Source organism: Pantoea vagans, from assembly GCF_004792415.1.
Taxonomy (GTDB): Bacteria; Pseudomonadota; Gammaproteobacteria; order Enterobacterales; family Enterobacteriaceae; genus Pantoea; species Pantoea vagans.
Genome location: NZ_CP038853.1, coordinates 1025431 through 1048360 on the forward strand (window position 1 = coordinate 1025431; position 22930 = coordinate 1048360).

The 22930-nt window shown below is 57.5% G+C and carries 16 protein-coding genes; 12 read left to right on the forward strand and 4 right to left on the reverse strand.

Going from position 1 to position 22930, the window contains the following annotated elements; genetic code table 11:
• Positions 1–86 precede the first annotated feature (86 nt).
• Positions 87–1271 (reverse strand): NO-inducible flavohemoprotein, encoded by a 1185-nt coding sequence (gene hmpA / locus EGO56_RS04960; RefSeq protein WP_135907845.1) that lies wholly within the window; start codon positions 1269–1271, stop codon positions 87–89.
• Positions 1272–1598: 327 nt separating this feature from the next.
• Between hmpA and glyA the strand changes: the two genes are divergently transcribed.
• Together glyA and EGO56_RS04970 are read left to right on the forward strand one after the other, a co-directional pair.
• Positions 1599–2852, forward strand: coding sequence for a serine hydroxymethyltransferase (gene glyA, locus EGO56_RS04965; RefSeq protein WP_013358744.1), 1254 nt, complete (start codon positions 1599–1601; stop codon positions 2850–2852).
• A 128-nt stretch (positions 2853–2980) separates the two neighbouring features.
• Positions 2981–4129: a 3-phenylpropionate MFS transporter gene (locus EGO56_RS04970; protein ID WP_135907846.1), complete on the forward strand. Its 1149-nt coding sequence runs from the start codon at positions 2981–2983 to the stop codon at positions 4127–4129.
• Here the strand turns inward: EGO56_RS04970 and csiE are convergent.
• Complete coding sequence (gene csiE / locus EGO56_RS04975) at positions 4111–5379, reverse strand: stationary phase inducible protein CsiE (protein WP_135907847.1); 1269 nt, start codon at positions 5377–5379, stop codon at positions 4111–4113. The two genes, EGO56_RS04970 and csiE, sit on opposite strands and share 19 nt — an antisense overlap.
• Before the next feature lie 155 nt (positions 5380–5534).
• Here csiE and EGO56_RS04980 point away from each other — a divergent pair, with 155 nt between their 5' ends.
• The 3 genes from EGO56_RS04980 (at position 5535) to EGO56_RS04990 (ending at position 8344) form a co-directional block, all read left to right on the forward strand.
• A complete protein-coding gene (locus EGO56_RS04980; protein WP_135907848.1) occupies positions 5535–6161 on the forward strand; it encodes a DUF1007 family protein in 627 nt (208 codons plus the stop codon).
• A complete protein-coding gene (locus EGO56_RS04985) occupies positions 6152–7126 on the forward strand; it encodes a nickel/cobalt transporter (RefSeq protein WP_135907849.1) in 975 nt (324 codons plus the stop codon). Before EGO56_RS04980 ends, EGO56_RS04985 begins: the two co-directional genes overlap by 10 nt.
• A gap of 204 nt (positions 7127–7330) precedes the next feature.
• Positions 7331–8344, forward strand: coding sequence for a TIGR04086 family membrane protein (locus EGO56_RS04990; protein WP_135907850.1), 1014 nt, complete (start codon positions 7331–7333; stop codon positions 8342–8344).
• Between the two features lie 63 nt (positions 8345–8407).
• On the opposite strand, the gene suhB is transcribed toward EGO56_RS04990, so the two are convergent.
• Entirely contained in the window at positions 8408–9211 is an 804-nt protein-coding gene (gene suhB / locus EGO56_RS04995; protein WP_013358738.1) for an inositol-1-monophosphatase, read from the reverse strand.
• Positions 9212–9343: 132 nt separating this feature from the next.
• On the opposite strand from suhB, the gene trmJ reads away from it, so the two are divergent.
• The 5 genes from trmJ to sseB all read left to right on the forward strand — a co-directional run bounded on the left by trmJ (position 9344) and on the right by sseB (position 14230).
• Entirely contained in the window at positions 9344–10096 is a 753-nt protein-coding gene (gene trmJ, locus EGO56_RS05000) for a tRNA (cytosine(32)/uridine(32)-2'-O)-methyltransferase TrmJ (protein ID WP_135907851.1), read from the forward strand.
• A 130-nt stretch (positions 10097–10226) separates the two neighbouring features.
• Positions 10227–10724, forward strand: a complete 498-nt coding sequence (gene iscR, locus EGO56_RS05005) for a Fe-S cluster assembly transcriptional regulator IscR (RefSeq protein ID WP_013358736.1) — start codon at positions 10227–10229, stop codon at positions 10722–10724.
• 88 nt (positions 10725–10812) lie between these two features.
• Positions 10813–11973, forward strand: coding sequence for an IscS subfamily cysteine desulfurase (locus tag EGO56_RS05010; RefSeq protein ID WP_135907852.1), 1161 nt, complete (start codon positions 10813–10815; stop codon positions 11971–11973).
• Between the two features lie 159 nt (positions 11974–12132).
• Positions 12133–13419, forward strand: coding sequence for an aminopeptidase PepB (gene pepB / locus EGO56_RS05015; RefSeq protein WP_135907853.1), 1287 nt, complete (start codon positions 12133–12135; stop codon positions 13417–13419).
• Between the two features lie 46 nt (positions 13420–13465).
• On the forward strand, positions 13466–14230 hold the full coding sequence (gene sseB, locus EGO56_RS05020; RefSeq protein ID WP_033733530.1) for an enhanced serine sensitivity protein SseB: 765 nt from the start codon (positions 13466–13468) through the stop codon (positions 14228–14230).
• Between the two features lie 348 nt (positions 14231–14578).
• On the opposite strand, the gene sseA is transcribed toward sseB, so the two are convergent.
• Positions 14579–15421, reverse strand: coding sequence for a 3-mercaptopyruvate sulfurtransferase (gene sseA / locus EGO56_RS05025; RefSeq protein ID WP_135907854.1), 843 nt, complete (start codon positions 15419–15421; stop codon positions 14579–14581).
• Between the two features lie 146 nt (positions 15422–15567).
• Here sseA and EGO56_RS05030 point away from each other — a divergent pair, with 146 nt between their 5' ends.
• Entirely contained in the window at positions 15568–20460 is a 4893-nt protein-coding gene (locus tag EGO56_RS05030; protein ID WP_135907855.1) for an alpha-2-macroglobulin family protein, read from the forward strand.
• 12 nt (positions 20461–20472) lie between these two features.
• The gene (pbpC, locus tag EGO56_RS05035) at positions 20473–22797 is read left to right on the forward strand and encodes a peptidoglycan glycosyltransferase PbpC (protein ID WP_135907856.1); all 2325 of its coding nucleotides are present in this window, start codon (positions 20473–20475) and stop codon (positions 22795–22797) included.
• Positions 22798–22930 lie beyond the last annotated feature (133 nt).

Here is a 22930-nt window from a genome sequence, read left to right on the forward strand (position 1 = left end):
CGTCCCTGGCGCGGGACGCTTTCCTCTTCTGCCCGTGTTCCCTCCGCCTCAAGATGATTCGGTGCTGACAGACCCATATCGCTGAATCACATCCCTTTGTGCGGACCAAAGAGTTCGTAATGAATGCGTGCATCTGCCACACCGGCATCACGCAGTTGCGCTACCACATGTTGCATAAAGGGCAGCGGGCCGCAGAGATAAAAGTGGGTGGCTGGTGAGGTGAGACGAGCTGAAAGCGCGGTGATATCCATCAGACCACGCGCATCATAGCGACCGGCATCTTCAGCGGCGGGATCGCGATACCAGACTTTGCTGACGAAATCGTCGAGCTGCGCGCCAGTGGCACGAACTTCCTCGCCAAACGCGTGCTGTTTGCCGTTCTCTGCGGCGTGCAGCCAGCTGACCGGCGCATGGTGCTGGCTTGCTGCCAGCGCATGGAGCATCGCCAGCATCGGCGTCTGTCCTACGCCTGTGGAGATGAGCGCCACCGGTGTGGCAGGATCGACCTCAAGGAAAAAGTCACCGTGCGGCGCGGCGAGCATCAGCTCATCCCCCACCTTGCCATTCTGATGCAGCCAGCCGGAGACGGTGCCCTGCGCTTCGCGTTTCACCGCAATCCGGTACGCTTTGCCGTTGCTGAGATGCGTCAGCGAATACTGACGAATCTGGTGATGTTCGAAGCTGGCAGGCTGTAGGTGTACTGTCAGATACTGACCGGGCTTGAATGCGGCGACCGGGCCGCCATCCACGGGACTGAAGGTAAAGCTTTTAATCACATCACTCTGCTGCGCAATCGCGCTGATGCGAAACGCCCGGGTGCCGCGCCAGCCGCCGGTTTGCTGCTCCGTGGCCTGATAAATTTCCTCTTCGCGATTGATGAATACGCTCGCCAGTACGCCGTAGGCCTGGCCCCATGCCGCCAGCGCCTCTTCGCCTGGATCCAGCAGCTCTTTGATGGTTGCCAGCAGATTTTCACCGACGATGGCATATTGCGCAGGCTGGATATTCAGGCTGGTATGTTTCTGCGCAATCTTTTCCACTGCAGGCAGCAGCGCCGCCAGATTCTCCAGATTCGCGCCATAGGCACAGATGGCGTTGAACAGCGCTTCGCGCTGATCGCCGTTGCGCTGGTTGTTCATGTTGAAAACGTTTTTGAGTTCCGGATGGTGCGACAGCATGCGGTCATAAAAGTGGGCGGTCAGCTTTGGACCGCAGGCAGCGATGGCAGGCAGGGTCGATTTAACGGTAGCGATGGTGTGGCAATCAAGCATAGAAGTAGCCTCTCAGATAAACATGTATTTTAAATGCATCTTATAGCCGCTTCGTCTGCGGTGTAAATAACCCAATGAACTTTCTGGTTGTCTGAGTGGCAACTTTTTAGTGCATCATGAAAAACCTTTGTCACAGCCTGAAGAAAAATCGTGGCGTCTGAACGGGATAAAAAGGTGTAAAAATGCCATGCCAGCGGGTAGCCAATCGTTTGCGTAAAAAGAGGCGGTTCACCCTACCTTCACCTGTTAAAACGGTTTACACTGTGGGCCTTCGCCCCTGAAGGGGGGTAAATACCGTCAGAAAGTTAGCTGAGTCAGGAGATCCGGATGTTAAAGCGTGATATGAACATTGCCGATTACGATGCCGAGTTGTGGCAGGCAATGGAGCAGGAGACAGTGCGTCAGGAAGAGCACATTGAACTGATTGCTTCTGAAAACTACACCAGCCCGCGTGTTATGCAGGCGCAGGGTTCTCAGCTCACCAATAAATACGCTGAAGGCTATCCGGGCAAACGCTACTACGGCGGCTGTGAGTACGTTGATATCGTTGAGCAACTGGCGATCGACCGTGCAAAAGAACTGTTTGGCGCTGATTACGCTAACGTGCAGCCTCACTCTGGTTCACAGGCTAACTTCGCGGTTTACACCGCGCTGCTGCAGCCGGGCGATACCATCCTCGGGATGAACCTGGCGCACGGTGGACACCTGACTCACGGATCACCGGTTAACCTCTCCGGCAAACTCTATAACGTAGTGGCTTACGGTATCGATGAGACCGGTAAAATCGACTACGACGAACTGGCTGAACTGGCGAAAACCCACAAGCCAAAAATGATCGTTGGCGGATTCTCGGCGTACTCCGGCGTCTGCGACTGGGCGAAAATGCGCGAAATCGCGGATAGCGTAGGTGCATGGCTGTTTGTCGATATGGCACACGTTGCTGGCCTGATTGCCGCAGAAGTCTATCCAAGCCCGATTCCACATGCGCACATCGTGACCTCCACCACCCACAAAACGCTGGCGGGTCCGCGCGGCGGCATCATTCTGGCGAAAAACGGCGACGAAGATTTCTATAAGAAACTGAACTCTGCTGTCTTCCCTGGCGGCCAGGGCGGTCCACTGATGCACGTTATCGCCGGTAAAGCCGTTGCTTTCAAAGAGGCGATGGAGCCGGAGTTCAAAACCTACCAGCAGCAGGTGGCAAAAAACGCCAAAGCGATGGTAGAAGTGCTGATCGAGCGTGGCTATGACATCGTGTCTGGCGGCACCCATAACCATCTGTTCCTGATCGATCTGGTGAGCAAGAACCTGACCGGTAAAGAAGCCGATGCGGCGCTGGGCCGTGCCAACATCACGGTTAACAAGAACAGCGTACCAAACGACCCGAAAAGCCCGTTTGTGACGTCCGGTATCCGTATCGGTACACCAGCCGTTACCCGTCGTGGCTTCAAAGAAGCAGACGTGCGTGAGCTGGCTGGCTGGATTGCCGATGTGCTGGATAACATCAATGACGAAGCAACCATTGAGCGCACCAAGAAGAAAGTGCTGGATATCTGCAGCCGTCTGCCGGTCTACGCTTAATCGCTAACCTGTTGTGAGACAGTATAAAAAGGATGGCATCTGCCATCCTTTTTTATTGCCTGTCCCGCGGCGCTCTGCCAGAGTAGCGCCCACTCATGCTGCGAGGCAGCACACTTGCTGGAGGGAATATGGCAATCGGCTCCGCCAGATGGCTCGGATTGGGCTACTTCACTTACTTCTTCTGTTACGGCATCTATCTCCCATTCTGGGGCGTGTGGCTGAAAGGCACCGGCCTGGATGCTGAGAAGATTGGCCTGCTGCTTGGCTGTGGTATGGTCGCGCGCTTCGTCGGTAGTCTGCTTATCGCTTCTCAGGTTAAGAATCCCGGCCGGTTGATTACGGCGCTGCGTCTGCTGGCGCTGATGACCTGCCTGTTCGCCGCCGGTTTCTGGGTAGGTGAGCAGTGGATGTGGCTGCTGACTGTGATGATCGGCTTTAACCTCTTTTTCTCGCCGCTGGTGCCGCTCAGTGATGCGCTGGCCGCGACCTGGACACAGCAGATTGGGCTGGCGTACGGGCCGGTGCGGCTGTGGGGATCGCTGGCCTTTGTGATCAGCTCGGCGTTAACCGGCGTGCTGGTCAGTGCTTACTCCTCTCGGGCTATTCTGCTGCTGCTTTCCGTTGGTGTCATCGCCATGCTCGCGGGCATGATGCTGAGACCGGCCACCCGGCCACAGGGGCATGAGCGTCAGAGTGCTGCGGGCGGCGGCTGGCAGGAATGGCGTGATTTGCTGCGTGAAAATGCAGTATGGCGATTTATGCTTTGCGTAACGCTGCTGCAGGGCGCGCACGCTGCCTATTACGGCTTCAGCGCTATCTGGTGGCAGGAGAGCGGCTACTCCGCCTCGACGGTGGGTTACCTCTGGTCGCTGGGCGTAGTGGCGGAAATTATCGTATTCGCTCTGAGCAGCCGCCTGTTCCGCCGCTGGAGCGCGCGTGACCTGCTGCTGCTTTCAGGCATCTGCGCGCTGATCCGCTGGAGCCTGCTGGGAGCCAGCACCGCGTTACCGCTGCTGATTATGGCGCAAATCCTTCACTGTGGCAGTTTCACCGTCTGTCATCTGGCGGCGATGCGCTTTATCGCGGCGCGGCAGGGGGCGGAAGTGATCCGGCTGCAGTCGCTCTATTCCGCGCTGGCGATGGGCGGGGGTATTGCAGTAATGACCATGATTTGCGGCGTGCTGTTCGCGCATCTGCAGGGGCATCTTTTCTGGGTGATGGCACTGGTGGCGCTGCCCGCACTGTTCCTGCGTCCCGGCTACGACTCCAGTAAATAACGAATGCGCTGCTGATGGTGCAGCGTCAGCGGCAGTTCCGCATGCACCAGCGGCGGAGAGAATAAGGGCAGCGAAGTCGGGTAGGGCGAAATGATGATGTCGACATCCCGTGGCGCGCCGTCCCGCTGAAACTGCTTCACGTCCAGGTAGGAAATATTGACAGGCAGCAGCGTGATCTCCCGGATCTGCTGCTCCACATCCTGCTCCAGGTCGGCGTCGTCGCCGGTCAGGATCAGCACCTGCTTTTCCTGCAGCGCACTCTCCTGCATCAGCCAGGCACCAAAAATAATGGTGACTAAACTCACCTCTTCCGGCGTAAAAGTAATGTTGTAGTGCTGCTCAAAAGGCTGCAGGGCCTGCTGAGTGGTGCGCAGCAGGCGAGGATAGAGGCGGCTGACATCCAGTGCGACGCTGTTGTCGATACCGATAGTAAAGTGAGTGCGATCGAGCGCCTGCGCCAGATGCGGATAGAGCTGGTGCAGCAGTTCGTCGCGGTCAGCAAAGGTGATTTCGGCGCAGGCTTCAAAGTCATTGATCAGTTGCTGCGTCGCGTTCATCAACTGCTGCTCAGCAGGATGGGTAATTGCGTCCACGACCGGCGTATGAATCTGGCTGAACAGCAGCGTCCAGAAGTCGGTTTCACTGACGTGCGGGGCGAGATGGCAGCGTTTTCGCCAGTGATGTATCACATCTTCGGCGGCCTGCCGCTCAGGCTTCTGCTGCAGCCAGAGAGACTGCGCCTCACTGAACAGCACCGGCTGACGCTGGCACAAGCCATACTTCATAAATATCTGCAGAAAAAGCCGGTCGCGTTCGCTGAAATCACGCTTCAGACGCAGGCTGCAGTGCTGAATCAGCGCCTGTAAATTGGTCTCATCCCACAACGCTTTTTCAATCTTCATGACCTTCAGGCGCTGGCGCAGCGGCGTGGCAAAATGCTGGCAGACAAAGTCCTGCGATAAACGCAGACTGCGTCGCAGGTTGTGCAACAGACAAAGGCGCCGGTCCAGCTCTGTACCATGAAGACGAAAGCTGCCATCCACCATCTGGTGTAATTCCAGCTGGTGATATCGCTGTATCTCAAGGCCTACATCCGCGATATCCTGTCGGGCAACGGCAGAATCGATGCCATTCAGCTGGCAGATTTTTTCGAGCGTAAGCACGGGTGCGGGCAGAAACAGCAACAATAAAAGATGGCACTGACGCTGTGAACGGGTGAAGAGTGGTGCCAAAGGGGTAGCAGAACTCATCAATCAGATTTCCAGCAGGCTATTTTGAGCTAAGCGTAGTCAACCCGGTCAGCGCCCGCGCGGTTTACGCGGTTTATTTGCCGGAGGTTTAAGGCGGGTCACAAAATTTTGTTACTTATAGATTCTTTTCATCAGGAACGTTACTTTATAACATTATGAAATGCGCACTCTTTGCCTTACTGATGGTATTAAGTCCGGCTCTGCTGGCCCATCCTCACAGCTTCATCGACATGAAAACCGAGCTGGTGGTGCAGGGTGACACCTTTACCGGATTGAAGATGACCTGGACTATGGATGAGATCACCTCCGCCGACCTGCTGTATGACGCGGGCGAGGCGAAGCCAGGCAGCGTGGTGTGGAAAAAGCTGGCGGCGGGCGTGATGGCGAACGTACTGGGCCAGCACTACTTTTCTGAAATCTGGCACAACCAACAGCGGGTAAAGTTTTTGAATCTGCCAACGGAATATAATCTGTCACGTAGCGGTCACAAAGCGGTGCTGGAATTTGTTCTGCCACTGGCGGAACCCCCGACGCTGGCCGGGCAGCGCTTTGAGATCCTGACCTTCGATCCCACTTACTTCGTCGATATGTTCTATGACAATCCCGGCGCGTTAACGCTGCCGCCGGCGTTGCAGACCCGCTGTAAATTTGCGCTCAATACGCCAAAACCCAATGACTCTCTGAAGCAGTATGCGCTGTCGCTGGATAAAGCCGATGCGCCTGCGGAGGAGATGGATTTAGGTCGCCAGTTCGCACAAACGGTGGTACTGACATGTCAGTAATCTCCGCACCCCTGCGGGCTTCCCGGCTCTGGCCGCTGTGGTTACTGGCGGGACTCTTCATCGGCGGCGCATTGCTGGTCTGGCTTTACTGGTCGCAGATTCTGCTGCAGAGCGTGTTGTGGCAGAAAGATCTGCACCGGCAGATGACCCAGCTGTTACAACGGGTGGCGGAGCAGCCCAACAAGGCTGGCCTCTCGCTGGTGATATTCAGCCTGCTCTATGGCGTGCTGCACGCGCTGGGACCGGGCCACGGCAAAGTGGTGATCGCGACCTTTCTGGCGACTCATCCTGCAAAAGTGAAAACCAGTATCAGGCTGACGCTACTCGCCTCGCTGTTGCAGGGTTCGGTGGCGATTGGGCTGGTGACGGTGATGCTGGTGGTGCTGAAAACCTCGTCGCGCCAGCTGCATCTCAGCAGTTTCTGGCTGGAGAGGGGCAGTTATCTGCTGGTGATTGGGCTGGGCGTGATGATCGGGTATCGGGCGCTGCGTTCACTGTGGCGGGCATTGCGTCCAGCTCCGGTATTTCGTGCCTTCCGGCCCCACCACGAGCATGATGAGCATTGCGGCTGCGGACATGCGCATCTGCCGACGCCGCAGCAGATGAGTGGCAATGTCAGCTGGAAAACCCAGCTGCTGGTGGTGGTGTCGATGGGATTACGTCCCTGTTCCGGCGCGATTATGATGCTGCTGTTTGCCAAAGTGATTGGCGTTTATGGCTGGGGCATTCTCTCTGCTGCCGTGATGGCGGTCGGCACGGCGCTGACCATTTCGGCGATTGGCCTGCTGGTGCAGCAGGCGCGTTCAGTGGCGCAACGGCTGGCACAGCCTGGTGCAGTCTCAGGCATCTCGCGACTATTGATGCCAACGCTGGCTTTAACCGGCAGCCTGATTTTAATTGTGGCAGGTATCGTCTTATGGCAGTCAGCACAGCTGACGGCAGGTGGCGGAATTCGACCTTTCTGACTATAAACGCAGCGGGAATAAAATTCCCGCGGTTATGCTTACCTCGCTAATTATCTCTTAATTCATCTCTTTATTTTTTTCTCTGGGCAGTTTAGTGGAGAAATGACTATTCCCTGTCTACGCTGTTAATACCAAAACGGCATTCCGCCGTCGGGATGATAAAAGATCAGAACAGCTTTCTGTTTATTGCGAGGAGTATATTTCATGGCTGATACCCGTATTAATAATGGCTACACCGAAACGCTGGCGACCGGGCCGGCAGGACTACCGTTAAAACGTATTTCCTGGAGCGCGGTGTTTGCCGGTGTTATTTGTGTATTAATCGTTCATATCATTCTGACGCTGCTGGGAACCGCCATTGGTGCTACCACCATTGATCCGATGAAAGAACAGAATCCGCTGGACGGCCTTGGTACTGGCGCGCTGGTCTGGACAGCCATTGAAATGCTGGTCGCGATGGCGGCGGGTAGTTATGTTGCCGGTCGACTGGCACAGCGTGAAGGCGCACTGCACGGTTTACTGATGTTTGGCCTTAGCACAATTTTCACTATTTACCTGGCAATTGCGCTGGCAACCAGCGTATTAGGTGGCGCGATGAATATTGTGGGTTCAGGCTTCCAGGCACTGGGTAGTGGTATTTCCGCCGCTGCGCCTTCGGTCACTCAAATGGCAAAAGAAAAGCTGCAGGAAAATAATATTAATTTAGACAACCTGCAGAACGAACTTGAAACCACATTACGCCAGACCGGTAAGCCGGAATTACAGCCAGAGAATCTGAAGCAGGACGCAAATAAAGAAGCGCAGAATGCGGAAAACCAGGCTAACAACACCGCGAACCATCCGCAGACAGCCGATACCGATCTGACCAACTGGGTAAAAGGTGTGATGGATCGTCATTCAGATACCCTGCAGGCAGCCGATCGTGACGCACTGAAAAATATCATCAAAGCGCGCACCGGTAAAAGCGATGAGGAAGTGGATCAGATCGTTGCGAAAACCGAGCAGAGCTATCAGCAGGCCGTTCAGAAGTATAATGAACTGAAACAGCAGGCTGAGCAGAAAGCACGTGAAGCGGGTGAAAAAGCCGCTGCTGCGACTGCTAAAGCGAGCTGGTATGCCCTGATTCTGCTGATCATCGAAGCCGTACTGGCTGGTGTGATGGGTATGGTGGGTCGTCGTACTCAGCCCCGTCAGGTGCTGGCACACGAACGTCGTTAATCATCACTGATTCGCAGGCAATAAAAAAGGCGGCTGATAAGCCGCCTTTTTCTGTACTGAAACTCAGCGTTTTAACGCTTCGCTCAGTTCATCACGCATGTTCGACAGCATCGCTTTCACCACGCGCGGGTTACCCGCGACAAGGTTACCTGACAGCAGATAGCCGTGGTTACCGGTGAAGTCAGTGACCAGACCGCCCGCTTCACGAACCAGCAGTTCACCCGCCGCGAAATCCCACGGCTTCAGGCCAATCTCAAAGTAGCCATCTACGCGACCCGCAGCCACATAGGCCAGATCCAGCGCAGCAGAACCGGTGCGACGGAAGTCAGCGCACTGGGTGAAGAGTTTGGTCAGGATGTTCATGTAAGCAGGCGCGTGCTGCTTCATTTTGAACGGGAAGCCCGTTGCCAGCACGGTGCCATCCAGATCGCGGGCAATGCTGCCACGCAGACGATAGCCATTCAGCTGAGCGCCCTGGCCACGTGAAGAGGTGAACAGTTCATTGCGCATTGGATCGTAAACGACGGCGACTTCAGTGCGGCCTTTGATGCGCACAGCGATAGAAACAGCAAAGTGGGGCAGACGTTTGATGAAGTTGGAGGTGCCATCCAGCGGATCGATAACCCATTGAACATCCTGATCTTCGCCCGCCAGTTCACCGCTTTCTTCAGTGATGATGGTATGTTTCGGGTAAGATTTACGAATAATTTCGATAATCAGGCGTTCTGCTTCGCGGTCAACATTGGTTACGAAGTCGTTGCTGCCTTTCTGGCTGGCTTCGACGGCGTCCGGGGTTTCATAATATTTGGCAATTAAATTTCCGGCCTTGCGCGCTGCGCGCACGGCAATGTTGAGCATTGGATGCATCGGTATCTCTCGCTGGATGTTAAAGAACGGGGAAAACGGCGCGGAGTATAGCAGCGTGTTCGGTAAATGTCCTGCTTTATGTTACGATTCTCTCCACTGATTTTACTGACCCGTTTCTGAGTATCCCTAATCATGTTGCAAAATATTCGTATCGTGCTGGTCGAGACTTCTCACACCGGTAACATGGGCTCCGTTGCGCGCGCCATGAAAACCATGGGCTTAACCAACCTCTATCTGGTTAATCCGCTGGTCAAACCCGACTCACAGGCGATCTCGCTGGCCGCCGGTGCCAGTGACGTTATCGGCGACGCAAAAATCGTCGATTCACTGGATGAGGCAATCGCCGGATGCAGTCTGGTGGTCGGCACCAGCGCACGTTCACGTTCGCTGCCCTGGCCGATGCTGGATGCACGTGAATGCGGCGTAAAAAGTGTGGAAGAGGGCCAGCAGGCACCGGTCGCACTGGTGTTTGGTCGTGAGCGCGTTGGCCTGACCAACGAAGAGTTGCAGAAGTGTCATTATCACGTCGCGATTCAGGCTAACCCGGAGTACAGCTCGCTGAACCTGGCGATGGCAGTACAGATTATCGCCTATGAAGTGCGCATGGCATGGTTACAGTCGCAGGAGCAGGCCAGCCCGCCGCCGAAGTTTGAAGAATCGCCTTATCCGCTGGTGGATGACCTTGAGCGCTTTTATCAGCATATGGAACAGATGATGCTGAACAGCGGCTTTATCCGTGAAGCCAATCCAGGCCAGGTGATGAGCAAACTGCGTCGTCTTTATACCCGTGCCCGTCCGGAACGTGATGAACTGAACATCCTGCGCGGTATGCTTTCGTCGTTTGAAAAGCGAAAAAACGAGAAAAAAGAAGCAGATAATAGTTGAGTAAATTACCTGGTTAAATACCTGACTAATTTACCAGGTTAAATAGTTGACCAATTTACTCGGGAATGTCAGACTTCATGGCATCTGTTGCTAATCCTCCGATAACCGGACGCTATTGAGGTCGTACGCTATGAGACTGACATCCAAAGGACGTTATGCCGTTACTGCAATGCTGGACGTTGCCCTTCACTCCCATGAAGGTCCGGTCCCGCTGGCTGATATTTCAGAACGTCAGGGCATTTCGCTCTCCTATCTGGAGCAGTTATTCTCCCGACTGCGTAAAAACGACCTGGTTTCCAGCGTTCGTGGCCCGGGTGGCGGTTATCTGCTGGGTAAAGCGTCAGACACCATCTCTGTCGGCGAAGTGATTACTGCGGTTGATGAGTCGGTTGATGCCACCAAATGCCAGGGCAAAGAAGGCTGCCAGGGCGGCGAGCGTTGTCTGACTCACGTGCTGTGGCGCGATCTGAGCGTGCGTATCAGTGACTTCCTGAACAATATTACGCTGGCTGAGCTGGTGAATAATCAGGAGATTCTGGATGTGGCCGATCGTCAGAATGCGATCGATAATCGTCGCTTCCAGAGCCCGCGTTCGCAGGAAATTAACGTCAACCAGCGCGCATCGTAATCCCCGCTGTTGCGGCCCTTACTGCTAACGCGGTCAGGGCCGAATCTGCTATAAAGACGTATGATTTTCTATACGGAGCTGTAGCGCAATGAAATTACCGATTTACCTGGATTATGCCGCCACCACGCCGGCCGATCCGCGTGTGGCCAGCAAAATGATGCAGTTTCTGACGCTGGATGGCACGTTCGGTAATCCGGCTTCGCGATCGCACCGTTTTGGCTGGCAGTCTGAAGAAGCGGTCGATGTTGCCCGCAATCAGATTGCCGAACTGGTCAACGCCGATCCGCGCGAAATCGTCTTTACCTCTGGCGCCACCGAATCCGATAACCTCGCGATTAAAGGCGCAGCCCACGCCCATCAGGCGCGCGGCAAACATATCATCACCAGCCAGACGGAACACAAAGCGGTGCTCGACAGCTGTCAGCAGCTGGAGCGCGAAGGTTTTGATGTCACGTATCTGACGCCGGCAGCTAACGGCATTGTCTCGCCTGAACAGCTGCGTGCGGCGCTGCGCGATGACACCATTCTGGTTACTCTCATGCACGTCAATAATGAAACCGGCGTGGTTCAGGATATCGCCGCCTTTGGCGAACTCTGCCGCGAGCGTGAGATTCTGTTTCATGTGGATGCGACCCAGAGCGTCGGTAAGTTGCCCATCGACCTCAGCCAGTTACCGGTCGATTTGATGTCATTTTCGGCCCACAAACTCTATGGTCCGAAAGGCATCGGTGCACTCTATGTGCGGCGTAAACCGCGCGTGCAGATTGCTGCGCAAATCCACGGCGGCGGGCATGAACGCGGGATGCGCTCCGGCACCCTGCCGGTGCATCAGATTGTCGGCATGGGCGAGGCCTATCGTATCGCGACAGAAGAGCGCGAAACTGAGATGGCGCGTCTGCAGGCGCTGCGCGATCGTCTGTGGCAGGGTATCAGCGTATTGCCGGATGTGACACTCAATGGCGATCCGCATCAGCGTGCGCCGAACATTCTTAACATCAGTTTCGCTGACGTTGAGGGTGAATCCCTGATCATGGCGCTGAAAGATCTGGCGCTCTCTTCCGGCTCGGCCTGTACCTCTGCCAGCCTGGAGCCTTCCTATGTTTTACGCGCGCTGGGCGTAAGTGAGGAGCTGGCGCACAGTTCGCTGCGCTTCTCGCTGGGACGCTTCACGACCGAAGAAGAGATCGACTACGCCATTGCCCTGGTGCAGAAGTCGGTGACCCGGCTGCGGGCCTTAATGAAATCCTGATACCCGGTCATAATCCGGAAACTGCGCCAATATGGGCGCTTCGCTGGCAACGTCCGGCGGAATCTGTTATCAGGTCTCTGTGAAATACATTTAACATCTTATTAAAGCCGTCATAACAATCAGGCTGGATGAAACAGATAACGATTACGGAGCTTTTCGATGACCACACAACCCATGAACATTACGCTTAGCAGCCAGCCCGCCGATGCGCGCTGGGGCGAAAAAGCGATTCTGAGCAGCAACGACAGCGGCATGACGCTGCATCTCACCGGCGCGGATGCGCTGAATACTATTCAGCGTGCGGCGCACAAAATCGACAGCCAGGGCATCCGCCACGTGGCGCTGACCGGCGAAGGCTGGCACCTGGAGCAGTGCTGGGCATTCTGGCAGGGCTTCCGTGGCCCGAAAGGCCAGCGCCAGGTTGAGTGGCCAGCGCTGGGCGAACATGAGCAGGCGGAGTTTGATCGCCGTCTGAAAATCATCGACTGGGTCCGCAACGTGATTAACCTGCCTGCAGAAGACCTGGGGCCGGAACAGCTGGCGCATACTGCCGTCGATCTGATCAGTGAAGTGGGCGGCAGCGCTGTGAGCTATCGCATTACCAAAGGCGACGATCTGCGCGTTCAGGGCTATATGGGCCTGCACACGGTGGGACGGGGTTCAAATCGCCCGCCGGTTTACCTGGCGCTCGACTACAACCCAACCGGCGATGAGAATGCACCGGTCTACGCCTGTCTGGTCGGTAAAGGCATCACCTTTGATACCGGCGGCTACAGCCTGAAGCAGAGCAGCTTCATGGACTCAATGAAGTCTGACATGGGCGGCGCGGCGACCGTTACTGGCGCACTGGCAATGGCGATTTCGCGTGGCCTGAACAAGCGCGTCAAACTCTACCTCTGCTGTGCCGATAACATGGTCAGCAGTAACGCCTTCAAGCTTGGCGACATCATTCGCTATCGCAACGGCAAATCGGTGGAAGTCATGAACACCGATGCGGAAGGTCGCCTTGTCCTGGCCGACGGTTTAATCGACGCCAGCGAGCAGAACCCGACGCTGATCATCGATGCTGCCACGCTGACCGGCGCGGCTAAAACGGCGCTGGGCAACGACTATCATGCGCTGTTTACCTTTGATGATGTGATGGCGCAGTCGCTGATGGGCAGCGCGGTAAGTGAGAACGAGCCTTTCTGGCGCCTGCCGCTGGCTGAATTCCATCGCAGCCATCTGCCGTCTAACTTCGCCGATCTCAATAACATCGCCAGCCCGTCTCATGCGGCAGGCGCCAGCAGTGCAGCAGCGTTCCTGTCCCACTTCGTGAGCAACTATCAGCAGGGCTGGCTGCACATCGACTGTTCCGCCACCTATCGCAAAGGGGCGGTTGATCAATGGGCGGCGGGTGCAACAGGTCTTGGCGTGCGAACCATCGCTAATCTGCTACTGAAATAAGAAGGGCTCAGCGGTGGCAGATGCCGCCGCTGTTCAGAGGGAAACTATGAACCGTCTTGAAGAGGTGCTGAAGCTGGCAGCCACCGAGCCTGCCCATCGGCCCGAATTTTTTCAACTGCTGCTGGAGTCTGATGTCTTTGTTCCAGGCGAAAGCACTACGCAACAGCTTGATGCCAGCACGCCCGTTGATCTGCAGCACTGGGAAAAAGAGGATGGCAGCAGCATCATTCCTTTTTTCACGTCTGAAGAGGCGATGAGTGAAGCGGTGAGCGGTGAGCAGTCCTGGCTGCGTCTGCCGGTCCGGACGCTGTTTGAGATTACACGTGGCGAGACGCTGTTTCTCAATCCCAAACTGCCTTCCGGTAAAGAGTTTACTGCAGCCGAAATCACCCATCTGCTGGCTGAAGAGGGCAGTGCGCTAAGCCAGCAAACCGTGCTGGAAGGAGGACAGTCCCTGCTGCTCTCTGAAGTGGCCGAGCCGCCTGCGCAGATGATCGATTCGCTGACGCAGCTGTTCAGTAAGCATAAACAGGTGCGCCGGGCGTTTATCGCCAGCATTCGTGAGCGGGCAGACGAAGCGCCCAATCTGCTGATTGGTATTGAAGCAGACAGCAACATTGAGGCGATTATTCAGGCGGCGGGCAGTGTGGCAACGGACACGCTGCCGGACGATGCACCGATTGATATCTGTGAAGTCACGCTGCAGGACCGTGGCATCAGCCACTTCTTTACCGCCCACATCACGCCATTTTATGAGCGTCGCTGGGGCAGTTTCCTGCGTGACTTCAAGGGCAGTGAGCGGATTATCTGACGCACTAAAAAAACAGGCGGCTCATAGGTCGCCTCAGACAGTTGATAATCCCGAATCAGAGTGAATCTGGCCGCAACGAATAAGCTTAACGCGCAGGGCACAGGGTCAGAAGAGGAAAGCGTCCCGCGCCATGGACAAAAATGCCGGGAGTGTTTTTGAACAACGCGAAGCGTTGGCCCGGCTACGGGCGCACCTCAGGGATGAGGTGCGTAATCGCGCGGGACGAGCGGCCAGGGATTGGCTTAAGCGACTTTCCGATCTGACCCTGTTTCCTGTGCAGCGTCGGTATTACAGCTGAACGAACCAGGCATTATCAAAAAATCAGGCGGCTCATAGGCCGCCTGTTTTTTATTTCGCTATCGGTAAGTCGTCGCGACTGCCCCATTCGCCCCAGGACCCGTCATACAGCGTGACATCCCGAGCGCCCAGCGCCGTCAGCGCCAGAATCAATACCACCGCCGTTACGCCAGAGCCACAGCTGGCGACCACCGGCTGGGTAATATCCACGCCCGCGTCAGCAAACAGCCTGCGCAGTTCCGCTTCCGGCTTCAGTTTTCCCTGCTCAACCAGCGTATTCCACGGCACGTTCAGGCTGTTGGGAATATGTCCGCGATGCAGGCCGGGACGCGGTTCGTCCACTTCAGCGTTAAAGCGATTAGCGGCACGCGCATCAACAATCTGTGCACCGCCTTCATGACTGATCAGCAGCACGTCCGTCAGGCGTTTAACCCGGCTTTCATCTGCGTGCGCTTCAAACTCACCTTCCGGCAGATTCACGTCGCCGGTTGCCAGCGCAAAACCGGCTTCTTTCCAGCCCTGCAAACCACCGGCCAGAATCGACACCTGCGCCACGCCAAAGGTCTTCAGCATCCACCAGGCGCGCGGCGCGGAAAAGAGATTGCCCTCGTCATAGACCACCAGATGCTTATCACTGCTCACGCCCAGCTCGCGCATCGCGACGGCAAAGGTCTCGGCACGCGGCAGCATGTGCGGATAAGGGCTTGTGTGATCGGAGAGCGCTTCAATATCAAAGTAAGGCGCGTCGGGTAGATGACCTGCCAGATATTCAGCCTGGACATCGCGAACCGCTTCCATTCCGGGTGGCAACAGACGTGCATCCAGCACCTGAAGCCGCTCATCGTTGTAGTGCTCTTGTAACCAGTCGGCGTACACAAACAGTGGCGTCGTCATAACAACCTCATCTCAGCAATCTGTCATACCAGTGTCAGGGAATGTGCGCACCATCTCAAGAGAAGCGTTGATTAAATGCGAGCATTGATATGAAATTGCGTAGCGTAATCAAACGACACTCCCTGCGTCCCGGTGAAGGAACTACCATGAAGAAACGCACTACCCGGCTGCTGCTCAGCATGCTGATCGGTGGCTCGCTGCTGTCAGCGACCCTGTTACCTGCTTTGCCTCTCCAGGCAGCAGAGGCACCTGCAACCAAATATGTCAGCAAGCCGCTGACGATTATCGATCTCTCGGAACTGCAGATCGACGGTGCGGCGGCCCTGGTCTTAACCTTCAGTCAGCCGCTGGATGACAAACAGGATATCGCGCAGAAAGTCAGGCTGACCGACGACAAACAGGGACGGGTGGATGGCGGCTGGGAGCTTTCTGCTAACCGTAAAACGTTGCGCTTCCGCCATCCCGAACCGTCGCGCCACTTCACCGTCACGGTGGATGCGGGACTGCGTGCGGCCAGCGGTGAGACGCTCGCCGCCGATTACAGTAAAAAAATCGCGTCCAGCGATATCCAGCCGATGGTGGGCTTTGCCAGCCGCGGTTCACTGCTGCCGCTGCGTATCACGCAGGGCCTGCCGGTACTGGCGCTGAATGTTAACCAGGTCGATGTCGATTTCTTCCGCATAAAAAATGCCGGCCTGGCGGAATTTCTCTCGCAGTGGAATTACGGCAATAACCTCTCCAGCTGGCAGTCACAGGATCTGCTGAAAAGCAGCCAGCTGGTCTACACTGGTCGCTTTGAGCTTAACCCGGCGCGAAACACCCGTGAAAAACTGCAGCTGCCGATGAGTGACATCAAGGCGCTTCAGCAGCCCGGCGTCTATCTGGCCGTCATGAAGCAGGCCGGGACTTATCACTACAGCCAGCCCGCCACACTCTTCACTCTGAGCGATATTGGCCTGTCACTGCACCGCTTTCCGACTCAGTTCGAACTCTTCGCCCAGAGTCTGGCAAACGGCCAGCCGCTCTCCGGCGTCAGCGTCAGGTTGCTGGATGAGAAAGGGCAGGTGCTGCAGAGCGACACCAGTGACAGTACCGGTCATCTGCGCCTGAAAGCGGACGAAAAAGGCAAGCTCCTGCTGGCCGTGCAGGGTGAACAGACCTCAATGATCGATCTGGCGCGTCCGGCGCTGGATCTGGCGGAGTTTCCGGTAGCCGGGCCGCAGGGCTATGACAAACAGCTGTTTGTCTTTGGCCCGCGCGATATCTACCGGCCCGGCGAAATCGTCATCGTCAATGCGCTGCTGCGCGATGCCGACGGACGCCCGCTGCCCACCCAGCCGATCAAAGCGGAGCTGGTGCAGCCTGACGGCCAGGTGATGCGGACCTTTGTCTGGCAGCCAGAAGCGGGACTCTATCAGCAGCGACTGGCACTGCCCGCGTCCGCCATGACCGGCGACTGGATGCTGCGGCTCAATACCGGCGATAACCTTAAGCGTGAGTGGAAATTCCACGTTGAGGATTTCCTGCCGGAGCGCATGGCGTTAACCCTGAAAAATGATCCTCAGCCGCAGCCTGCTGATGCCAGCGTTGAGTTCGGTATTGAAGGACGCTACCTCTATGGCGCGCCAGCTGCCGGGAACACCTTACAGGGGCAACTCTATCTGCGACCGGCTCGTGAAGCCGTGGCTGCACTACCGGGCTACCAGTTTGGTGACATCACCGAAGAGGGATTAAAGCGCACGCTGGATGAGGTGGACCTCAAGCTCGATGCCAGCGGTAAAGCGCAGCTTACGGTAGAGAATCAGTGGGATCAGCTGCACTCCCCGCTTAACCTGATCCTGCAGGCCAGCCTGCTGGAGACCGGCGGTCGACCGGTCACACGTCGCGCTACCCAGGCTATCTGGCCCGCTGACGCCCTGCCGGGTATCCGGCCGTTATTCGGTAATAAGGCAGTTTATGACTACCGCAGCGACCGCTATCACGACGAGCCTACGGTGCCGGAAGAGAGCCTTGCCGAATTCGACATTGTCTATGCCAACAGTCAGGGCAGGAAACTGGCGGCAGACAAGCTGGATGTGCGCCTGATCCGTGAGCGCCGTGATTATTACTGGAGCTTCTCTGACAGCGAAGGCTGGCAGTCGCAGTATGGCGACAAAGATCTGCAGGAAGATGAACGCGCCATCTCAATCCCGGCTGACGGCAGCACCAAAGTCAGCTTCCCGGTCGAGTGGGGCCACTACCGGCTGGAAGTGCAGGCGGGCGAGAAGATCGTCAGCAGCGTGCGGTTCCAGGCCGGTTATGACTGGCAGGACAACACCAACGGCACGGGCGCATTGCGTCCGGATCAGGTCAGACTGAAGCTGGATAAAGCGGCTTACCAGCCGGGCGATACCGTGCATCTGCAGGTCGAGTCACCGGCTGCCGGTAAAGGCTACCTGATGGTGGAGTCGAGCAGCGGCACGCTCTGGTGGCAGCCGCTGACCGTACCAAAGGGCGGCACAACGGTGGATGTGCCGGTGGCTGAGAGCTGGCGGCGTCACGATCTCTACTTCAGCGCTATTGTGGTGCGTGATGGCGATAAAGTCAGTGGTGCCACACCCAAACGCGCGGTAGGGCTGTTGCACCTGCCGATGGCGACCGAAGCAAGTCGCTTAAACCTGACGCTTGCGGCACCCGATAAAATCCGTCCTGAGCAACTCCTGACGGTTAAGGTTCATGCCAGTCGTGACGGCGGTCCGCTGCCAGAAAAAGTGAATGTGCTGCTGTCAGCCGTGGACAGTGGCGTACTTAGCGTAACGGATTTTAAAACGCCCGATCCGTGGCAGGCTTTCTTTGGCCGTAAACGCTACAACGTCGATCAGTACGACGTCTTTGGTCAGCTGATCGAAGGCGGCGGCCGGCTGGCGGCGCTGCGTTTTGGTGGTGATGGCGAAGATGAATCGATGACGCGCGGCGGTAAAAAGCCGGTGACGCACGTTAATATCGTCGCGCAGCAGTTACAGGCGGTGACGCTGGATAAAGAAGGCAACGGGTCGATTACGCTGCCGATCCCGGCGTTTAACGGTGAACTGCGGCTGATGACGCAGGCCTGGAGCGATGACAGCTTCGGTGCCGCAGAGCGCAAACTGGTGGTCGCGGCACCGCTGATCAGCGAGCTGGCTACCCCACGTTTCCTTGCCAGCGGCGATACCGCATCCCTGGCGCTGGATCTCACTAACCTGACCGATCTGCCGCAAACCCTGAAGGTTGATCTCTCCAGCAGTGGCCTGTTGGATCTGGCCGGTGCTGCCAGTCAGAGTGTGACGCTGGCTAAAGGTGCACGCACCACGTTACAGATTCCGGTTACGGCGAAAACCGGCTTTGGTGATGGCGAGGTTACCGTACAGATTTCCGGTCTGAACCTGCCGGGTGAGCAGGTGAAGCCCGGCAGACAGCAGTGGAAAATGGGTGTCAGACCGCCTTATCCGGCGCAGACGCTGAACTTTGATGCCGTAATCAATCCCGATCAGCCCTGGGAGATCGCGGCGGCGGCGCTGACGGGGCTGGATGCACAAACCCTGAGCGGCCAGCTGACGCTGAGCAATCGTCCGCCGCTGAATATCGCCAGCTATATCAGTGCGCTTTACGCCTATCCCTACGGCTGCCTGGAACAGACCAGCAGCGGACTCTGGCCTTCGCTTTACACCAGCCATGCTGAGTTGACCGCCATGGGTATTAAAACCAGCAGCGATGAAGCACGACGGGCCGCCGTCGACACCGGCATTGCCCGTCTGGCAGGCATGCAGCGCGCCAACGGCAGCTTTGGGCTGTGGGATAAACAGAGTGAAGAGGAGTTCTGGCTGACGCCTTATGTGACGGACTTCCTGCTGCGCGCCAGCGAGGCGGGCTATGCGCTGCCGGATAATGTGGTGGAGCGCGCTAATGCCCGGCTACTGCGCTATCTGCAGGATCCCTCGCAGATCAGCGGCGGCGGTGATAACAACGCCGCGCTACAGTTCAGCGTACAGGCTTACGCCGGGCTGGTGCTGGCGCGTCAGCAACGTGCCCCGCTGGGTGCGTTGCGCGCCTTGTATCAGCAACGTGAGAAGGCCCGCTCCGGCCTGGCGCTAATGCAGCTTGGCGTCGCGCTGAAGCTGATGGGCGACGGACAGCGTGCACAGCAGGCGATCATGCAGGGTGCCACGCTGACGCGTTCGGACAAAGAGTGGTATGGCGACTACGGCAGTACGGTGCGCGATCAGGGGATGATGATTGCGTTGCTGGCGGAAAATAAGCTGCAGCCGGATGTGCAAAACAGTCTGCTGCTGTCGCTGTCTAGGGAGGTCAATGGCAAACGCTGGTTCTCGACTCAGGAAAATAACGCACTTTATCTGGCAGCTCACACTCTGCAACGTGCGCAGGGCAGCAGCTGGCAGGCGCTATTGTCGGGCAATCCTGAACCGCTGCAGGGCGATGCGCCACTGAATAAAGGGCTGTCTGCTGACCGCCTGTTACAGGGCTTAGCCATCCGTAATCCGGGCAGTGCGCCGCTGTATGGTCGTCTGGACGTCACCGGTTATCCGCTGGCCGCCCCGCAGCCGGAGAGCAATGTGCTCGGGATAAAACGTGAATACTTCACCCTGGATGGCAAAGCCGCCGATCTCAGTAATCTGCGCAGCGGGGAGTTGCTGGTGGTGCGTCTGACCGTTTCGTCAAAGCGCAGCATCAGCGATGCGCTGGTGGTGGATCTGCTGCCTGCCGGTCTGGAGCTGGAAAACCAGAATCTGGCCGACAGCAGCGCCAGCCTCGGCGACAGTGCGGATGCGCTGAAAGAGAGCATGGGCGATATGCAGCAGGCTGACATTAAGCACATTGAGTTCCGCGACGATCGCTTTGTCGCGGCGCTGGCGGTAGATACTTATCGTCCCGCAACGCTGGTCTATCTGGCGCGGGCGGTCACACCGGGTCGCTTCCTGATACCGCCGCCGCAGGTCGAGTCGATGTATGTGCCGGAGTGGCGCGCCATCGGCAGTACGCCGTCGCAGTTGCATATTCAGTAAGTGACGCGACGCGTGTTAAAACCTCGCACCCTTAAAAAGTGGTGGCTCGCGCTGCCGCTTTTTTTTGTGGTGTTATGGCTGGTGACGTGGGGACTGGATCGGCTGTTCCCGCTGCCGCTTAAACAGGTGCAGCCTGCGCGGGTCATTGTGGCCAGCGATGGCACGCCGCTGTGGCGCTTCGCTGACAGCAAGGGCATCTGGCGCTATCCGGTTACACCAGAAGAGGTGGCACCGGCCTATCTGCAGGCGCTGCTCACCTACGAAGATCGCTGGTTCTGGTATCACCCCGGCATCAATCCCCTGGCGCTGGTGCGCGCGGCCTGGCAGGATCTGCGTCATCAGAGTGTGATTTCCGGCGGCAGCACCCTGACCATGCAGGTGGCACGCCTTGTCGACCCGCAACCCCGCACGTTGCGGGGCAAGCTGATTCAGGCGTGGCGTGCGCTACAGCTGGAGTGGCATCTTTCCAAACGAGACATCCTGACGCTCTATCTTAATCGTGCGCCCTTTGGCGGTACGCTGGAAGGGGTGGGCGCGGCAAGCTGGAGCTGGCTGGGCAAAGCCCCGTCACAGCTGACGCCGGGTGAGGCGGCGCTGCTTGCCGTGTTGCCGCAGGCACCCAGCCGTCTGCGGCCCGATCGCTGGCCGGAGCGGGCGGAAGCCGCTCGCAATAAAGTGCTGGATCGGCTGGCGGAATACCACATCTGGTCCGCGGAACAGGTGGCGGAAATTCGTCAGGAGCCGGTGTGGCTGCCGCCGCGACAGATGCCGCAGATGGCACCGCTGCTGGCCCGGCGGCTGCTGTCGATCAGCCGCAGCGATAAGATTGTTTCCACGCTCGATCCTTCACTGCAGCGCGAACTGGAAAGCCTGGCGCTGAACGTTAAAAACCAGCTGCCGCCGCGCACCTCACTGGCGATGCTGGTGGTGGATCACACCACCATGGCCGTTCGCGGCTATGTCGGCTCGGCCGACTTTACCGATGACAGCCGTTTTGGTCATGTGGATATGATCGCCAGCGTGCGCTCGCCAGGTTCGGTGTTAAAACCCTTTATCTATGGCATGGCGCTGGACGAGGGACTGATTCATGCCGAATCGCTGCTGCAGGATGTGCCGCGTCGCTTTGGTGATTACCGGCCCGGCAACTTTGACACCGGCTTTCACGGACCGGTCAGCGCCAGCGATGCGCTGGTGCGCTCCCTGAATCTGCCCGCCGTTCAGCTGCTGGAGGCGCTGGGGCCGAAAAACGTCGCGGCGCGTCTGCGCAATGTGGGTCTGAATTTACGTTTTCCGCCTGGCGCTGAACCCAATCTTTCATTGATTCTTGGCGGCACCGGGGCGCGCATGGATGAAATTGTCGCGGCCTACAGCGCCTTTGCCCGCCACGGCAATGCCGCTCAGCTGCGCTGGACGCCCGATCAACCGTTGCAGCAGCGACCGCTGCTATCAAAGGAATCAGCGTGGATCATCCGGCGTATCCTGGCCGGGGAAGCGCAGCCCGCAGGCAACGGCAGCGTACCCGATGTGGTGCCGCTGGCCTGGAAAACCGGCACCAGTTACGGCTATCGCGACGCCTGGTCGGTGGGTATCAATCCCCGCTATCTGATTGGCGTCTGGGTCGGACGACCTGATGCGACGCCGGTTGCCGGCCAGTTTGGTTTTGCCTCAGCCGTGCCGATCATGAATCAGATTAACAGCGTGCTGATGAGCCGCCTCGGCAGGCGTGACGTGCCAGGCGATCCGCGTCCGGCTTCGGTCACGGTCGCGACCATCTGCTGGCCTGGTGGTCAGCCGCTGCCCGCCGGAGATGAAAACTGTCGTCAGCGGCGGCAAAGCTGGGTTGCTTCGGATACGCTGCCGCCAACGCTGCTGGCACCCGGCCAGGAGAGCCTCAGCGGATTACGCCTGAGTTACTGGCAGAATGCGCAGGGGCTGCGCGTTGCTGCCGACTGTCCCGGCGCTACCCGTCACGAACGGCTGGTCTGGCCGCTGCCGCTGGAAGCCTGGCTGCCGCCTCAGGAGCGGCGGGCGCAGCGTCTGCCACCTGTTGATATGCACTGTCCACCGTTACAGCAGGGCAGCAGTGCACCGCTGATCGTCACCGGCGTCATTGAGGGGCAAATCGTTAAGCCGCTGCCGGGCAGCAGTGCGCTGGCGATCCCGGTCGCGGTGCAGGGCGGGCAGGGTGCGCAGCGCTGGTGGTTCCTGAATGGTGAGCCTCTCATAACGCAAAATGCCGCAGAGATGTCGCTGCATCTCGATCATCCGGGCGAGTATCAACTGGTGGTGATAGATGAAGAGGGTCAGCTTGTCTCGGTCACTTTTAGCCGGGGCTGACGCTTTTCTGCGCTAAATCATAACCGTTGCGCTTCTGCTTCGACTCAGATCAAGAATTTTCAACAAATCAGGGATCTCTGGTAGGCAATGCCGGACTCAGCCCCTATAATCGGCGCCGTTTATTAACCGGGGC

Coding starts and splice junctions, on each gene's coding strand:
- csiE (WP_135907847.1), bottom strand. CDS start 5,379: ATGAGTTCTGCTACCCCTTTGGCACCACTCTTCACCCGTTCACAGCGT.
- iscR (WP_013358736.1), top strand. CDS start 10,227: ATGAGACTGACATCCAAAGGACGTTATGCCGTTACTGCAATGCTGGAC.
- sseA (WP_135907854.1), bottom strand. CDS start 15,421: ATGACGACGCCACTGTTTGTGTACGCCGACTGGTTACAAGAGCACTAC.
- suhB (WP_013358738.1), bottom strand. CDS start 9,211: ATGCATCCAATGCTCAACATTGCCGTGCGCGCAGCGCGCAAGGCCGGA.
- EGO56_RS04980 (WP_135907848.1), top strand. CDS start 5,535: ATGAAATGCGCACTCTTTGCCTTACTGATGGTATTAAGTCCGGCTCTG.
- sseB (WP_033733530.1), top strand. CDS start 13,466: ATGAACCGTCTTGAAGAGGTGCTGAAGCTGGCAGCCACCGAGCCTGCC.
- trmJ (WP_135907851.1), top strand. CDS start 9,344: ATGTTGCAAAATATTCGTATCGTGCTGGTCGAGACTTCTCACACCGGT.
- pepB (WP_135907853.1), top strand. CDS start 12,133: ATGACCACACAACCCATGAACATTACGCTTAGCAGCCAGCCCGCCGAT.
- EGO56_RS04985 (WP_135907849.1), top strand. CDS start 6,152: ATGTCAGTAATCTCCGCACCCCTGCGGGCTTCCCGGCTCTGGCCGCTG.
- hmpA (WP_135907845.1), bottom strand. CDS start 1,271: ATGCTTGATTGCCACACCATCGCTACCGTTAAATCGACCCTGCCTGCC.
- glyA (WP_013358744.1), top strand. CDS start 1,599: ATGTTAAAGCGTGATATGAACATTGCCGATTACGATGCCGAGTTGTGG.
- EGO56_RS04970 (WP_135907846.1), top strand. CDS start 2,981: ATGGCAATCGGCTCCGCCAGATGGCTCGGATTGGGCTACTTCACTTAC.
- EGO56_RS05030 (WP_135907855.1), top strand. CDS start 15,568: ATGAAGAAACGCACTACCCGGCTGCTGCTCAGCATGCTGATCGGTGGC.
- EGO56_RS04990 (WP_135907850.1), top strand. CDS start 7,331: ATGGCTGATACCCGTATTAATAATGGCTACACCGAAACGCTGGCGACC.
- EGO56_RS05010 (WP_135907852.1), top strand. CDS start 10,813: ATGAAATTACCGATTTACCTGGATTATGCCGCCACCACGCCGGCCGAT.